Here is a 14323-nt window from a genome sequence, read left to right on the forward strand (position 1 = left end):
GTGACTCAAAACACTATCGGCGTCCTGCGGCCGAAGAAACGGTCTCAGGGGATCAACTTATCCAGGTTCTTTGTTCCCTGAGCACAACGCCGCAAGGGCGGCGAACATCAGATCGAGGGCTGATGCAACACCTCGTGAGCGCGTCGGGTCACCACTTCGGAGATCCGGCGCAAGACGGGTGACGACAGTTTCCACTGCTGCCAGTACAGCGGAACGTCATCCACGAAGTCCGGATCGAATCCGATCAGCACTCCGCCGCGATCGTCTTCGCCGCACTGCAGGTCCGGTATCAACCCCCACCCGTATCCCCGTCTGACGGCGTCCGCGAAGTCTGCCGATGACGGAACAAGATGGCGAGGCGGATCTGCCGGGTGGCCGACCTTTTGATCGAGGTACCGATCCTGCAGCAGATCCTTGCGATTGAACACCACCAGCGGCGCCTCCGAAAGAGATTCGGCCGTAACACCATCTGCGAACCAGCGACGGCAGAACTCTGCGCTCGCCATCGGCCGATACCGCATGATGCCCAACCGACTGGAGGTACACCCTTGAATCGGTGACGCAACAGACGTGACAGCAGCCATGACCGAACCGTCGCGCAGCAGTTCGGTGGTGTGGTCTTGATCGTCGAGATGAAAATCGAAACTGACTTCTTGCGTGAACTCCGCGAGGGCCCCGAGAACCCAAGTGGACAGCGAATCGGCATTGACCGCGATCGAGACGCGGGCGAAGGTGTTCGAACCGTTTTCCAAACCGAGTTCTCGCACGGTGTCACGCGACAGTGCGTCTATCTGACGGGCAAGACGCAGGACTTCTCTCCCGGAATCGGTGACCTGGATGGGTTTGCTGCGCTGCACCAGGATCCGGCCAACCGAGGTCTCGAGAGCTTTGATTCGTTGGCTGACCGCCGAAGGCGTGATGTGTAACTTCCGCGCCGCCGCCTCGAAGGTTCCCTCGTCGACCGCAGCGTGCAATGCCCTCAGTTGCTCGAAATCCAACATAATCTGAAGCTACTCTGATGCGTCCTAAGAATCATTAGCTGGACTGAATGAAATCTGAGCGGCAGGCTCGACAACATGCTCAGCACCAACGACCCTGCGTCGGCCCTCGTCGGTTTCGGAGTCGGACTGTCATTGATCGTCGCAATCGGCGCCCAGAATGCGTTTGTTCTTCGCCAAGGTCTGACGCGATCGCACGTACTCCCGATCGTCGCAGTGTGCACGTTGTCAGACGCAATTCTGATCCTTGCAGGCATCAGCGGAATCGGGACCCTCCTCGAACACGCACCGTCGCTGATCACGTTCGTTCGTATCGCCGGTGCGGTCTTCCTCCTCAGCTATGCAATCTTCGCCGCCAAGCGGGCGCTTCGACCCCAGACGCTGGCGCCGGATCAGCACGGCAACGGTTCGAGGCTGGCCGCCGTCACGATGGCATTGGCTCTCACCTGGCTCAATCCACACGTTTACCTCGACACCGTGGTGCTCATGGGTTCAATTGCCAACGGTCGCGGCGAAATCGGACGTTGGTGGTTTGCGGCCGGTGCCATCACCGCGAGTGTGGTCTGGTTCAGCGCCCTCGGTTACGGCGCACGTCTGCTGACGCCGCTTTTTGCGAAACCCAACGCCTGGCGGATTCTCGACGCTCTGATCGCCGTGATGATGGCGGTTCTCGGAATCAGCCTGCTTGTCGAATTGTGACTCGGCTGCACAACCTCGATCCGACACTGCGGGTATCGGAATGGGTTACCGTCCAAGGTGAGGAAGCTCAATTCACCTGTCGCGAGTTGTGACCATCAGGTAGGGCTGATCACGATGACCGAGGACGACGGCGGCACCGAACCGCGTGACTCCAACCGCGGACTGAGTTTGCTGTGTCTACTCGCTGCGGTCGCGGGCGTCGGGGTCGGATTTGTCGGCGGCGCATTCCGCTGGTGTCTGATCAGGGCCGACGAACTCCGTCGGACGATCGTGAACTGGGCGCATCACGTTCCGTACGTCGGGTGGCTCGTGCCGGTCGTCCTGGTGGCCTTGTGCACCGTACTGGCCGTACTGATCGTCAGACGAGTACCCCTCGCAAAGGGAAGCGGCATCCAGCACGTCGAGGCGGTGTCCCGCGGCGAAGCGAAGCCGCCGGGAATCAATCTCGTGCCTGCCAGATTCATCGGCGGCCTCTTGGCGATCGGCTCCGGTCTGGTTCTCGGCCGCGAGGGCCCCACCGTACACATGGGTGCGGCGATCGGGGCAGAAGCGGGACGGCGGGCCCGCCTTGCCGAACCGGACGTCGCCATGCTGCAAACATCCACGGCCGGAGCAGGACTCGCCGTCGCGTTCAACGCGCCGATCGCCGGGGCACTGTTCGTCTGCGAGGAGGTGACGCACTCATTTCGGCTGCGCACCGTGCTGCCAACACTTTTCGGTGTTTCGGTCGCGGTGGGCTGTGCACGACTTGTCATCGGTGACCAACCCGATTTCGAGGTCGGCACCGTCCCGACGCCTCAACTCGCACTCTTGCCACTGTTTGTCGTCTTCGGAATCCTCACGGGGCTACTCGGTATCGCCTACAACCGCTTGATTCTGGGTCTACTCGACGCCGTTGCGCGACTCGACAGGATCCCGCCGACTGTCATCGGCGCAACGATCGGCGCCACCATCGGCCTGACGCTGTTCCTCGACCCGCTGGCCAGTGGGGGCGGCGACGTTCTTGCACAGATGATCGTCGGCGGAAGGACCTTCGTACTGCCGATCCTGCTGCTGTACTTGGCGGTTCGGTTCTTCACTGGCCCGCTCTCGTATGCCGCTGGAACTCCCGGCGGACTGTTCGCTCCCCTACTCGCACTCGGCGCACTCTGGGGGTCGATCTTCACCGGACTGTCGAGCTTCGTGCCCGGAGTGGACGCCGGGCTCACGGTCACCATGGCCACCATCGGCATGGCTGCCTTCTTCGGCGCTGTAGTGCGCGCACCGTTCACCGGCATCGTGATCGTGGTCGAGATGACAGCGGTGACGTCGACGCTAATTCCGATGCTCGCTGCCACTGCGGCAGCGGTATTCGTCGCCACCGCGTCAGGGTCGGCACCTATCTACGACAGTCTCCGAGAACGGATGTTGGAAACTCGACACCCACCTCTGCGATGATCACGATCGACATCGTGCGCGGCGCACATCCCTGTGGCGCCGCGCCCCGGCCGGATGGCAACTGGTACACCATCAAGGCACCCCGCTCCACTGATTACGCACCGCAAAATCTGCGACAACTCTCTAGATCAAGGGCGTTCCGACGTAGTTCTCGGCGATCAGCGTTCGTCCGGCGACCGAACGCGTGACCATGTCCAACTCGGCCAATTGACGGCGATGCCCTAAACCGCTGTCGCCTGGCAAGCGATGGAGCATCGAGGACATCCACCACGAGAAGTGCTGCGTCCGCCACACACGCGGCAGCACCGTTTCGGTGTATCCGTCCAACATCTTTCGGTCGGACGAGGTGAAGAAACTGTCCATTGCCTTCGCCAGAGCGTAAACGTCGGCGATCGCGAGATTCATACCCTTCGCACCGGTCGGCGGCACGGTGTGCGCCGCATCGCCGGCAAGAAACAGGTTGCCGTGCTGCATCGGTTCACAAACGAAGCTGCGGAACTGAAGGATCGATTTCTGAAAGATCCTGCCGTCCTTGATCTCTGCGCCCTCGCCGTCGACGCGCATGTGCAGCTCGTCCCAGATTCGATCGTCGGACCAGTTGTCCACGGAGTCGTCCGGATCGACCTGAAGATAATGACGCTGCACCTCGGGCGTCCGCGTGCTGATCAGTGCAAACCCACGCTCATGGTTGGCGTAGATCAATTCTTCCGATGACGGCGGAGCCTCGGCCAGGATGCCGAACCACGCGAAGGGATACTGGCGGAAATGATCCGTTCGGATCGACGGTTCGGGAATCAGCTTTCGCGTTTGCGTACGTGATCCGTCGCAACCGGCCACCAGGGCGCACTCGAGCTTCTGGTCGTTTCCGTCCGAGTCGACAAAAGTGATGCTCGGGCGATCCGATTCGTGATCGTGTACTTGCGCGTCGGACACTCCGAACCGAATGTCCGCGCCGTCAGCGAGACGTCGCGCGATCAGATCCTTGAGCACCTCGTGCTGCGGATAGACCGTGACTGCGCGCCCGTCGGTCAGTTCGTCGAACGCGATTCTGTGCCCTCGCCCGCCGAATCGCAGCTCGATTCCGTGATGTTCGAGGCCCTCCCGCTTCAGTCGATCACCGAGTCCGGTCTCGACCATGAGATCAACCGTGTTCTGTTCGAGCACGCCGGCACGAATGGTGCCTTCTACCTCTTCACGGGTGCGACATTCCAGGACTACCGAATCGATTCCCTTCAGATGCAACAGATGCGAGAGCATCAACCCGGCGGGACCACCACCGACGATTCCGACCTGGGTGCGCGAAGAAGACATACAGAGAACTCCTGAGGTGAGTGACGATTGAGACCACCATCGACCACGATCACGCCCCTGAACAGCTGTAATTTCACTCAGTGAAAGACCGAATACGAGCTATCCAAGTCCGCCGCCACCGAGCCCGCGTGAAATTCCACGGGCGGCCGCGACCAAGGCCGGCAGTAAAGGAGCCGGATCCTGCTCCACCGGAACAACTGTCGAGACCGCTGCGACGACATTGCCGCCGGCTTCGCGGACCGGAGCGGCGACGGCAAGGGTTCCGACGTTCAGATACTCACGGCAGACGACAAATCCGGTGCGTCTGATCTCGTCGAGAGTTGCTCGCAAAATCCGCTCGGACGTAATGGTTTTGGGAGTGAACGACTCGAGACCGGCCTGGAGAACGTCGTCGAGAAGTTCGGTTCCGCCGTGCGCGAGGAGAATCAGTCCACCGCTGGACGCGTGCAACGGCAATCTTCCCCCGGCGCGACCGACAACGGTGACAGCGCTACGCGAGGACAAGCGCTCGAGGTACAGCGCCTCGGTACCCTCACGAACGACCAACTGCACGTTCTCCCGGGTGACCTCGTACAGGTCCTCGAGGAACGGCAACGCCACCTGCCGCAGGCCGTGAGCGCCGGGAGCAAGAGCGCCGATCTCCCACAACCGCACTCCGACCTGGTACTTGCCGTCACTCCGACGCTCGAGTGCGCCCTCAGCCACCAACTGCCCACACAGCCGATGAACGGTGGGCAGAGGTAAACCGCTGCGACGACTGATCTCCGACTGCGTCAACCGCGGCGATTTCGCGTCGAAGGCACCGAGCACGATAAATGCCCGGCCGATCAACGAACGGTCGCCTGATGCCATTCACACAGTGTGACAGGGCAGTGCCACTAAGAATCCACTGTGACTGGCATCAGGCGAAACGTGTTCAGGCGGTGCGTAGCTACGCGGAGTGCGCCAATTCCGGTTCGCGTTCGGTCACCGGCGGCGCGGCCTCGATCTTCATCGGTTCCTGCGCGTAGTGGAAGTGCGGACGACGGTGACCGATGAACGAACCGAACCACGACATCACAGCGACGTACCGGTTGCGGAAGCCCACCAGATACATCACGTGCACGGCCAGCCACATGAACCAGGCGATCGTGCCCTTGAACTCGACCTTGCGGACGCGACATACAGCGCTGAATCGGCTGATGATCGACATGCTGCCCTTGTCGAAGTACTTGAAAGGCGTTCCGGCCTTGACCTTTCCGTTCACAGTCTTCGCGGCGTGACGGCCACCCTGCATCGCAACGGGCGACTGACCGGGCAGACCGTTGAGCGAAGTCATGTCGCCGATGGCAAAGACGTTGGCGAACCCGCCGACGGTCAAGTCCGGATTGATGAGCAGACGACCTGCGCGGTCACTCTCACAACCGGTCGCCTCTCCGAGCACTGCGGCGAAGTCGTTGGCGCGTACACCGGCCGACCAGATGACGGTCTCGGCGTCGATGCGCTTCTCTTCCTTGGTCTTTGCCGAAGAGACGGTGACACCATGCTCGTCGATGGCGGTGACCATGGTGTTGAGGACTACCTCGACACCCGACTTCTCGAGCGAGGCCTGCGTGTACTCACTGAGCTTGCCGCCGAAGGCCGGAAGCGCAACGCCGGCGCCCTCGACCATGGTGACCGTGACCTCGTCGGCACTGATGTTGTTGATGGCCTTCGCAAAGTAGCGACGCGCCAGTTCCTTGATCTGTCCGGCGAGCTCGACGCCGGTCGCGCCGGCACCCACGACAACGAAGCTCAGCAGGTTACGGCGAACCAGCGCGTCGTTGGTGGTGTGCGCTTCCTCGAAGCAACGCAGGATCTGCTTACGCAGTACCTCGGCGTCCTCGACGGTCTTGAGCTTGTAGGTGACCTTTTCGAACTCGTCATGCCCGAAGTACGCCTGCGTGGCACCGGTGGCTGCGATGAGCGAGCGGTACCCGAGCGTGTGGCGGGTGCCCGAGGCTTCGTAGACGACGGTGTTCTCTTCGGCGTTGACCTCGACGACGCGACCGAGGCGGACGTCGGCGTTGGGGTACTTCTGCAGGATCGTGCGGATGGGCGGAGCAACTTCGCCGGCCGACAGGACACCCGTCGCCACCTGGTAGAGCAACGGCTGGAAGAGGTGCTCGGTGGTGGCGGAGATGAGAACGAACGGCGTCTTGGACTTCGCGAGGGTCTTGGCCGCGGCGAGGGCTCCGAATCCCGAACCGACGATCACAACCTGAGTCTTCTCGTGTCCAGTCGCGTCGATGTCGGCGCGACCCGCAGCTGTTCTATCCACAACGAACTCCTCAACCAAATTGAAAGTATGACTATTACGGTATGGACTGATCATGGGTCGGGTCCAGCTAGCTGGAGTATTCGCAAGACTGTTATCTCGATTGCTCATAAGTAAGCTGTCCTCATGGACTTCCGCCAACTCAAGTACTTTCTCGTCGTGAGCGAGGAACTGAGCTTCAGTCGCGCTGCCGAACGCTGCTTCATCTCGCAGTCGGCGATCAGCCATCAGGTCGCACGACTGGAGAAGGAGCTCGGGGCGACACTCTTCGAGCGCTCGACCCGGGCGGTTCGCTTGGCCCCGGCAGGATCGCGACTGGTGCCCATCGCGCAGCAAGTCCTCAGTCTCGAAACGATGGCGTACTCCGTCGCACGAGACCCGAGAGCCCGGATCCGAATCACCGGAAACATGAGCTTTGCCGCTCAGACGCTGGACGCCATCGCACACGTGCGCGAACTTCATCCGGACCTGGACGTCGAGTTCGTCATCAAGAGCTTTGCCCACCGCATGGATGCTGTGGCCTCCGGTGACGCGGACATCGCCCTGATTCGCGGCGGCGTCGACCGCCCCGGACTCGAACCCTTGGACCTCGGCGTCGAAGATCTGCTGGTCGTCATGTCGAGCCGACACCCCCTAGCCGGCCAGCAAAGCGTCGACCTCAATGATCTGGCCGCATATCCCCTGCTCCTGCCGCCGCGCCAAAGTCAGGTGCTCATTCACAAAGTCGTCGAGGACGCATTCCGCGAGATCGATCGACGCGTCCAACTGGGCCCCGCAATTCCGAGCGATCACACAGCCACGCTGGACGTGATCACCAACCCGCGCGCCTGGACCCTGCTCTATTCGATCACCGCAGGCGAATCTCCACGCGCTGGAATCAGCTTCATGCGAGAATCGCACGGCCGCTTGCGCATTCCCGTCTCGGGTGTGACCCGCAGCGGCGCTACCCACTCCACCGAGTTCGCCGATCTGATCCAAGCACTCAAGGACGCCATGAATCCGTCTTTCACTGAGTGAAAGTGTGATGGCGATCGACCCCCTCACAGAGCAACGTGGTGAGCAACCATGTGATGCGGCGCGCGGTTGCATCCCTTTACCGAGGAGCAGCCATGACGCGTTTGCTGAGCGACCCTGTGTGGGAATCGAAGATCTTCGACGGCGAATGGGTTCGCGGTAGCGCCGACGATCGTATTGTCGTCGAGCCGGCCACCGGCAAGCAGTTGACGACGGTCGGCACGGCAACACCCGACGACGTGGCAGCCGCTGCAACAAAAGCTACTGCAGCTCAGAAGGATTGGGCAGCAAGGCCATATACCGAACGAGCCGCCGTTCTACGCCGCGCCGGTCAACTGTTCGAGCAGTACGCCGACGAAATCGGCGAATGGGTAATCCGCGAGGCCGGCAGCATCCCGGCCAAGGCCGGGCTGGAAACCCATACCGCTGCCGAAGAGTGCTACAACGCAGCAGCTTTGGCCGCACACCCTGTCGGAGAGGTTCTGCGCTCGGAGCAACCTCGGCTGAGCTTCTCTCGTCGCGTACCCGTCGGAACCGTCGGCGTCATCGCGCCGTTCAACTTCCCCATCATTTTGTCGATCCGTGCAGTCGCTCCCGCACTGGCGCTGGGCAATTCGGTGATCCTCAAGCCTGACCCGCGCACGGCGATCTGCGGCGGTGTGGTTCTCGCTCGCATCTTCGAAGAAGCAGGCCTGCCCGCCGGAGTGTTCAGCATGCTGCCGGGAGGCGCTGACGCCGGTGAGGCAATCGTGGTTCATCCGAGCGTTCGCGTCATCGCATTCACCGGGTCGACCCGAGCTGGACGCGCGGTCGGCGAACTGGCGGGCCGCCATCTCAAGCGCGCTCATCTTGAACTCGGCGGCAACAATGCGCTGATCGTCATGGATGACGTCGACCTCGAAAAGGCCGCATCTGTCGGCGCTTTCGGATCGTTCATGCACCAGGGACAGATCTGCATGACCACCGGCCGCCAACTGGTCCACGAAAGTATCGCCGCCGACTACACCGCACTCCTTGCCGAACACGCCGACAAGCTTCCGGTAGGCGACCCGTTCACCGGTCAGGTCGCACTCGGACCCATCATCGACGCCAAACAACGCGACCACATCCACTCTCTGGTCAACGGAAGCATCGCGGCCGGAGCAAAACTGGCTGCCGGCGGCACCTACGAGGATCTCTTCTACCGGCCCACCGTGCTAGCCGACACCCCACTCACCGCGCCGGCCTTCGCCGACGAGGTCTTCGGGCCGGTCGCACCGGTGACCTCCTTCGCCACCGTCGAACAAGCCGTCGCCATAGCCAACGATTCCGAGTACGGATTGTCGCTGGGCATTCTGACCTCCGACGCCATGCGCGGACTCGAACTCGCCCAACAGATTCCCACCGGCCTGGTCCACATCAACGATCAGACGGTCGGCGACGAAGCCGTCATCCCGTTCGGCGGCATGGCGTCTTCGGGTAACGGCGGCCGTGTCGGCGGTATCGGTGCAAACCTCGATGCCTTCACGGAAACACAATGGGTGACGGCGCAAAGTGCACTCCCGGTATACCCCTTCTAGAACGAATTCACAGGGCACGTCCCACTCGGTCGCTGACCAGCATTGACGGGATCGATCTCGCGGACTTACCATCCAGAGAAAATTACTTCGCCACATTAAGCATTTTCTCTTGTTGTTCCCGAGAAGGACCCGTTGACGAACACAGTTACGACGAGCAGTGCCGCGAGCCCCAGCGCTACGCCAACTGCCACCGATTCCCCGGACCAGTCCGTAGCAAGATCGCCGCGCCGGGAGGCCGTGATCATCGGCGCTTTGAGCCTGGCAGCGATGATCGTCTCGATGATGCAGACGCTGCCGGTTCCGATCCTGGGACGGATTCAGTCCGACCTCGGAGCCTCGTCCGCCGGCGTCAGTTGGGTGACGACGGCGACCCTGCTTTCCGCTGCCGTCTTCACTCCCCTGCTGGGACGCTACGGCGATCAGCACGGCAAGAAGCGCACCTTGGTCGGCGTCCTCGTCGTCATGGTGATCGGTTCGATTGTCGCGGCATTGGCGCACAATCTGCCACTGCTGATCCTCGGCCGTGTACTCCAGGGAACAGCCACCGCGATCTTCCCTCTCGCACTCTCGGTCTTGCGCGAAGAGATACGACCACAGAAGCTTCCCGGCGCCATGGCCCTGGTCAGCGGAACTCTCGCGTTCGGCAGCGGTCTCGCCCTCGTGGCCACGGGTCTGCTCACATCGGCTCCGGATGCCGACTACCGCAACGCCTTCTGGATGGCCACCGGATTCGCAGTACTGGCCTTGATTGCCGTCGCCACGCTGGTCCCGCCCACCACGCACAAAAGCGGTGGGCGCGTGGACCTCATCGGTGCGCTGAGTCTGGGCGCGGCACTACTTCTGCTTCTTCTGGCGATTTCTCAAGGCCACCAATGGGGGTGGTTGTCGCCCTTGACCGTCGGTGTTTTTGTGGCCTCGATCGTGATGTTCGCAGTCTGGGTGTGGATCGAGAAGATCGTCGACGAGCCGCTTGTCGACATGCGGATGTTCGTCCACCGCCCGGTGATGATGGCAAATCTTGCCGGCGTCGTGGTGGGCTTCGGCATGTTCGCGAACTTCCTCGGGATCTCGTATCTCGCACAACTTCCCCGCGATCTCACCGGATACGGCTTCGACGCGAGCATTCTGCGTGCGTCGGTCGAATTCCTGCTGCCTGGCGCGATAGTTTCGCTGATCGCCGCCCCGATCGGCGGTCGTCTCATCAGACTCCGTGGGCCGCGATTCGTTCTGGGACTCACTGCGATCCTGGGCGCGGTGCCGTTTGCGTGGCTCGCGTTCGACCACACGCACACCGCGTCGGTCATCGGTGCGGGCATGGTGATCGGCGCCGCCCTCAGCCTCGGCTATGCAGCCATGCCCGCCATCATCATGTCCAATGTGCCGCATCATCAGAGCGGCATCGCCAACGGCATCAACTCGATCTCACGTTCCACCGGCAGCGCCATCGGCAGCGCAGTAGTGACAACGATTCTGGCGTCGATGACAATCGCGAACCTCCCCGAAGGTGTTCCGGCGATGCCAAGCGAATCTGCCTTCACCGTCACGTTCGCGACCGCGGGCGTTGCCTTCGTTCTGGTGGGACTTGTGGGGTGGCTGGGGCTGCGACCGGCACACTCCCCGTCCGCTTCCGAACAACCTCCCGCTGCGTGAGATCGGAAGTACTGCAGAGGGTTAGGTGCACCGTAGCCTGCGCACATGGCAGGTGAGACTCTCTACGTGATCGACCGGATCGTCACGAATCCCGGATGCGGGCAGAAGTTCGTCGACGAATGGCGTGCCGGCTACCTGCCGAACGCCCGGCGACGCAGCCTGACCCTCGACAACATACTTGTCAGTCCGCCGTTGTGGTCCGAGTACGAACCCAACGTCGTGACTATCACGTGGACCGTCGACGGAACCTCCGGTTGGTGGGCAATGACTCGCCTGAGTCGCGGCGACACCACGCTTCGGCAGTGGTGGGATGCCATGGAACCACTCATCTGCGAACGTAGCCGCACCATGGCTGCTGCTGCCGACGACGTCGAGGCACTGGCCGATGTATAACGTCACGAGGGTTGTTTTTGCTGCCGACAGCCCGGACTCGGACGGCTGGGCGAATGCGGTGAACACCATTGCAGCAGTGGCAGAATCGTCGGGCGCAGTTCGCCATCTCGTCACCGCTACTCTGCCCGGCGCCATCAACGGCGGAGATCTGATCGTTTATCTTCAGTTCGCGAATGAAGCCGCGTGGCGGGCCGTTAGCGATTCCGTCGACGCCGAACTTCACCACGATGCCATCGAACGCTTTCACGGCGCCGAGTACGTTTCCGGAACCGAGGGTCGCTCGCGCGCCACGGGCCCGAACGGGGTGTATCGAGCGTTGCTGATTCGCGTTGAACCCACTACCTCCGAGGACGAAATCGAACGCTTCGAAAGCGACTTGCTGAAGATGCCCGGGCATATCTCCTCGATCGCTGCCTGGCGACTCAGTCGGGTGAGTGCGGCGACCGGCGCAACACCCGCATGTGACGAAGCACCGTGGACCCATGTGTGGGAGCAGGAGTTCACCGACCTCGAATCACTGCAGACCCAATACCTCGATCATCCGATCCACTGGGGCGTCGTTGATCGATGGTTCGATCCTGAATGCACCGAAGTCATTGTGCGGGAAAGAATCTGCCATACCTTCGGCGAACTGGGCGACGAGATCCTATCGAGCGGCGGCTGATACCTCGCGGATCATCGCCCAAACTTTCTGGCGTGCCGGCTCTGTGAGCGACAATGACGGAATAGTGAGGAACCCGTGAAACAACCCGTCGAAGCGATGATGCTGCACGGGGACGCCGGCCGAGGCAAGCAGTTTCGCGTACTCGTCACCGGACGAGCACGGCGGATCCAGCTCGGCTGTCACGACAACAGCAGCTGGAAGATCTGCGAACGACTCTGTCCGAGTGGGTATCACCCGCACGTCATCTCGGCGTTCGGGAGCATATTGGTCCCAGTACCACTTCATGGCCGTGGTCGTGTTGTAGTGGTCGGTACCGTAGAGACGGTAGGACTCGGTGTCGAAATCGTCGTCGATCACCGGATAGATGAGAACCTGCGCCGCAACCGCCGGCCCCCCACGATCGCGAGCGGCGATGGCTACTGTCGCAGCAAGATTGCCGCCCGCGCTGTCGCCGGCAAGGACTATCTTGCTCGGGTCTGCGCCGTACTGTGCCGCGTGTTTCGTCGCCCACTCCAATGCGGCGTAGACGTCGTCGTGTGCTGCCGGCGCGGGGTACTCAGGGGCCAGACGATAATCGACGGAGACGACGACGGCGCCAACCCCTTCCGCCATGGACCGGCAGAATTCGTCATGGCTGTCCAGGTCACAGAACACGAAGCCTCCGCCATGAGCGAAGACGACCAGCGGTCCGGCGTCGGAGGAAGTGTGCGGGCGGTAGACGCGGATCGCCAGATCTCCACCGGGGCCCTCGATTGCGAGATCTTCGACCGTACGCAAATCGGGAAGCCGCTCCAACGGGGCGCGTCGATTCCGAAGCAGAGCGCGCAACTCCGACGGCTCGAAGCTGGTGACATCCGGAAATGCGGCGTTGAGCGTGGCCAGCATGGTGATGACTTCCGCGTGAATTGTCATGTGCACTCCTGATCTCGGACGTCGGGCATCCGCCAAGGTAGATCGCGCGCGGCCGAGTGAGAACACACCTTCCCGATCAGTGGTCTGTTTGGTTACGAGAAGTCGTGAGAAACGAAAAGGGAGACCACACCTCGTTGTGTGGTCTCCCTTTTCGATTCGGTTCAGCCGATCAGGCGTCAGCTCCTACTGCGAGCATCCACCTTGTCGTCATCGTCGTCGTGCTCGCCGGCAGCAAGCGCGATGTCGGAAGACTCGACGCCCCCATTCGGGCCTGTCTTCTCGAGGTCGACCGGTGCATCACCGGACGCAACCTCTTCGGCCTCAGGCTCTTGCGGTAGCGGTTTCTTGAGGCTCAGGATGATCGAGCCTGCCAAGACCACGATGATCACCGCGAGGCTGACCAGCGAGGGGATCTCGGGGATCGACGTGCTGATCACCTTGTGGCTGGCCTGCATGATCAGCTTCACGCCGATGAAGGCGAGGATGATCGACAGACCCTTGGAGAGGTAGTGGAACTTCTCGAGCAGACCCGAGAGCAGGAAGTACAGGGCACGCAGACCCAGGATCGCAAACGCGTTACTGGAGTACACGATGAACGGGTCGTCGCTCACTGCCAGGACTGCCGGGACGCTGTCGACTGCGAACACGAGGTCGGCGGCTTCGATGGCGACGACGACGGCGAACAGCGGTGTTGCGACGCGCTTTCCGGCTTCCTTGACGAAGAACTTGGTTCCCGCGTATTCCTCGCGAACCGGCATGATCTTGCGCAGCAGGCGAACTGCCAGCGACGTACCCGGATCGAAGCTCTCGTCGTCGTCCTTGAGCAGCTTGTAAGCGCTGTAGAGCAGGATGGCGGCGAAGACGAACAGGACGGCCGTGAACTTGCTGACCACGGCAACGCCGGCAGCGAGGAAGATTCCGCGGAAGATCAGGGCGCCGATGACACCGAAGAACAGCACACGGTGCTGGTACTCACGGGGCACCTTGAAGTAACCGAAGATCAGGGCGAACACGAAGAGGTTGTCGACCGAGAGGCTCTTCTCCAACAGCCAGGCTGTTGTGAATTCGACGCCCGAGTTCACCCCCAAGGTCAGGGTGACAACCACCGCGAACACGAGAGACAAACCGACCCAGAGTGCACTCCACCAGGCCGCTTCCTTGAAGCCGATGACATGCGCGCCGCGGTGGGCGAGCAAGTCGATGAGCAACATGACGACGATGACTGCGGCGAACGCGGCCCACGCCCACATGGGAACGTTCATCGCTGACCACCTACCCGAATGGCACTGATGACTGCGGTCACGGGGAGCTCCTTCACTGGGTTCGGACGGCCGTCTCGCCGTCTTCTCCAGTGTTCCTTGCCGACTTCTATCCATCCCTGTCGAAATAT

General features: G+C 61.8%; 13 protein-coding genes. 7 read left to right on the plus strand and 6 right to left on the minus strand.

Annotated elements, in window-relative coordinates:
- Positions 1-107 precede the first annotated feature (107 nt).
- Positions 108-1001 (minus strand): LysR family transcriptional regulator ArgP, encoded by an 894-nt coding sequence (locus FEZ59_RS12810; protein WP_172932714.1) that lies wholly within the window; start codon positions 999-1001, stop codon positions 108-110.
- A 75-nt stretch (positions 1002-1076) separates the two neighbouring features.
- On the opposite strand from FEZ59_RS12810, the gene FEZ59_RS12815 reads away from it, so the two are divergent.
- Both FEZ59_RS12815 and FEZ59_RS12820 read left to right on the plus strand, forming a co-directional pair.
- Complete coding sequence (locus FEZ59_RS12815; protein ID WP_172932715.1) at positions 1077-1697, plus strand: LysE/ArgO family amino acid transporter; 621 nt, start codon at positions 1077-1079, stop codon at positions 1695-1697.
- A 114-nt stretch (positions 1698-1811) separates the two neighbouring features.
- Complete coding sequence (locus tag FEZ59_RS12820) at positions 1812-3134, plus strand: ClC family H(+)/Cl(-) exchange transporter (RefSeq protein ID WP_172932716.1); 1323 nt, start codon at positions 1812-1814, stop codon at positions 3132-3134.
- 123 nt (positions 3135-3257) lie between these two features.
- On the opposite strand, the gene FEZ59_RS12825 is transcribed toward FEZ59_RS12820, so the two are convergent.
- The 3 genes from FEZ59_RS12825 to FEZ59_RS12835 all read right to left on the minus strand — a co-directional run bounded on the left by FEZ59_RS12825 (position 3258) and on the right by FEZ59_RS12835 (position 6744).
- Entirely contained in the window at positions 3258-4445 is a 1188-nt protein-coding gene (locus FEZ59_RS12825) for a 4-hydroxybenzoate 3-monooxygenase (protein ID WP_172932717.1), read from the minus strand.
- A 99-nt stretch (positions 4446-4544) separates the two neighbouring features.
- Positions 4545-5297, minus strand: coding sequence for an IclR family transcriptional regulator (locus FEZ59_RS12830; RefSeq protein WP_019745792.1), 753 nt, complete (start codon positions 5295-5297; stop codon positions 4545-4547).
- Positions 5298-5376: 79 nt separating this feature from the next.
- Positions 5377-6744: an NAD(P)/FAD-dependent oxidoreductase gene (locus FEZ59_RS12835; protein WP_019745793.1), complete on the minus strand. Its 1368-nt coding sequence runs from the start codon at positions 6742-6744 to the stop codon at positions 5377-5379.
- A 123-nt stretch (positions 6745-6867) separates the two neighbouring features.
- Here FEZ59_RS12835 and FEZ59_RS12840 point away from each other — a divergent pair, with 123 nt between their 5' ends.
- From FEZ59_RS12840 to FEZ59_RS12860, 5 genes are all read left to right on the plus strand, one after another.
- Positions 6868-7758, plus strand: coding sequence for a LysR family transcriptional regulator (locus FEZ59_RS12840; RefSeq protein WP_003943104.1), 891 nt, complete (start codon positions 6868-6870; stop codon positions 7756-7758).
- A 92-nt stretch (positions 7759-7850) separates the two neighbouring features.
- The gene (locus FEZ59_RS12845; protein ID WP_084325885.1) at positions 7851-9314 is read left to right on the plus strand and encodes a benzaldehyde dehydrogenase; all 1464 of its coding nucleotides are present in this window, start codon (positions 7851-7853) and stop codon (positions 9312-9314) included.
- Positions 9315-9446: 132 nt separating this feature from the next.
- Entirely contained in the window at positions 9447-10964 is a 1518-nt protein-coding gene (locus FEZ59_RS12850) for an MFS transporter (RefSeq protein WP_020909510.1), read from the plus strand.
- A gap of 45 nt (positions 10965-11009) precedes the next feature.
- Positions 11010-11357 carry a hypothetical protein gene (locus FEZ59_RS12855; protein WP_020909511.1) on the plus strand — a complete coding sequence of 116 codons (348 nt, stop codon included), beginning with the start codon at positions 11010-11012 and terminating at the stop codon, positions 11355-11357.
- Positions 11350-12021, plus strand: a complete 672-nt coding sequence (locus FEZ59_RS12860) for a Dabb family protein (RefSeq protein ID WP_084325884.1) — start codon at positions 11350-11352, stop codon at positions 12019-12021. The genes FEZ59_RS12855 and FEZ59_RS12860 overlap by 8 nt, the downstream gene beginning before the upstream one ends.
- Here FEZ59_RS12860 and FEZ59_RS12865 read toward each other — a convergent pair.
- Together FEZ59_RS12865 and FEZ59_RS12870 are read right to left on the minus strand one after the other, a co-directional pair.
- Positions 12004-12933 (minus strand): alpha/beta hydrolase, encoded by a 930-nt coding sequence (locus FEZ59_RS12865; protein WP_020971152.1) that lies wholly within the window; start codon positions 12931-12933, stop codon positions 12004-12006. The two genes, FEZ59_RS12860 and FEZ59_RS12865, sit on opposite strands and share 18 nt — an antisense overlap.
- Positions 12934-13109: 176 nt before the next feature.
- The gene (locus FEZ59_RS12870; protein ID WP_019745800.1) at positions 13110-14195 is read right to left on the minus strand and encodes a TerC family protein; all 1086 of its coding nucleotides are present in this window, start codon (positions 14193-14195) and stop codon (positions 13110-13112) included.
- Positions 14196-14323 lie beyond the last annotated feature (128 nt).

Origin of the sequence: Rhodococcus sp. MS13 (assembly GCF_013277835.1) — a bacterium.
Lineage (GTDB): Bacteria > Actinomycetota > Actinomycetes > Mycobacteriales > Mycobacteriaceae > Rhodococcus_F > Rhodococcus_F erythropolis.

Bases quoted from the DNA above. Each gene is read 5' to 3' on its own strand.
- FEZ59_RS12810 (WP_172932714.1), bottom strand. From the start codon at position 1,001: ATGTTGGATTTCGAGCAACTGAGGGCATTGCACGCTGCGGTCGACGAG.
- FEZ59_RS12815 (WP_172932715.1), top strand. From the start codon at position 1,077: ATGCTCAGCACCAACGACCCTGCGTCGGCCCTCGTCGGTTTCGGAGTC.
- FEZ59_RS12820 (WP_172932716.1), top strand. From the start codon at position 1,812: ATGACCGAGGACGACGGCGGCACCGAACCGCGTGACTCCAACCGCGGA.
- FEZ59_RS12825 (WP_172932717.1), bottom strand. From the start codon at position 4,445: ATGTCTTCTTCGCGCACCCAGGTCGGAATCGTCGGTGGTGGTCCCGCC.
- FEZ59_RS12830 (WP_019745792.1), bottom strand. From the start codon at position 5,297: ATGGCATCAGGCGACCGTTCGTTGATCGGCCGGGCATTTATCGTGCTC.
- FEZ59_RS12840 (WP_003943104.1), top strand. From the start codon at position 6,868: ATGGACTTCCGCCAACTCAAGTACTTTCTCGTCGTGAGCGAGGAACTG.
- FEZ59_RS12845 (WP_084325885.1), top strand. From the start codon at position 7,851: ATGACGCGTTTGCTGAGCGACCCTGTGTGGGAATCGAAGATCTTCGAC.
- FEZ59_RS12855 (WP_020909511.1), top strand. From the start codon at position 11,010: ATGGCAGGTGAGACTCTCTACGTGATCGACCGGATCGTCACGAATCCC.
- FEZ59_RS12860 (WP_084325884.1), top strand. From the start codon at position 11,350: ATGTATAACGTCACGAGGGTTGTTTTTGCTGCCGACAGCCCGGACTCG.
- FEZ59_RS12865 (WP_020971152.1), bottom strand. From the start codon at position 12,933: ATGACAATTCACGCGGAAGTCATCACCATGCTGGCCACGCTCAACGCC.
- FEZ59_RS12870 (WP_019745800.1), bottom strand. From the start codon at position 14,195: ATGAACGTTCCCATGTGGGCGTGGGCCGCGTTCGCCGCAGTCATCGTC.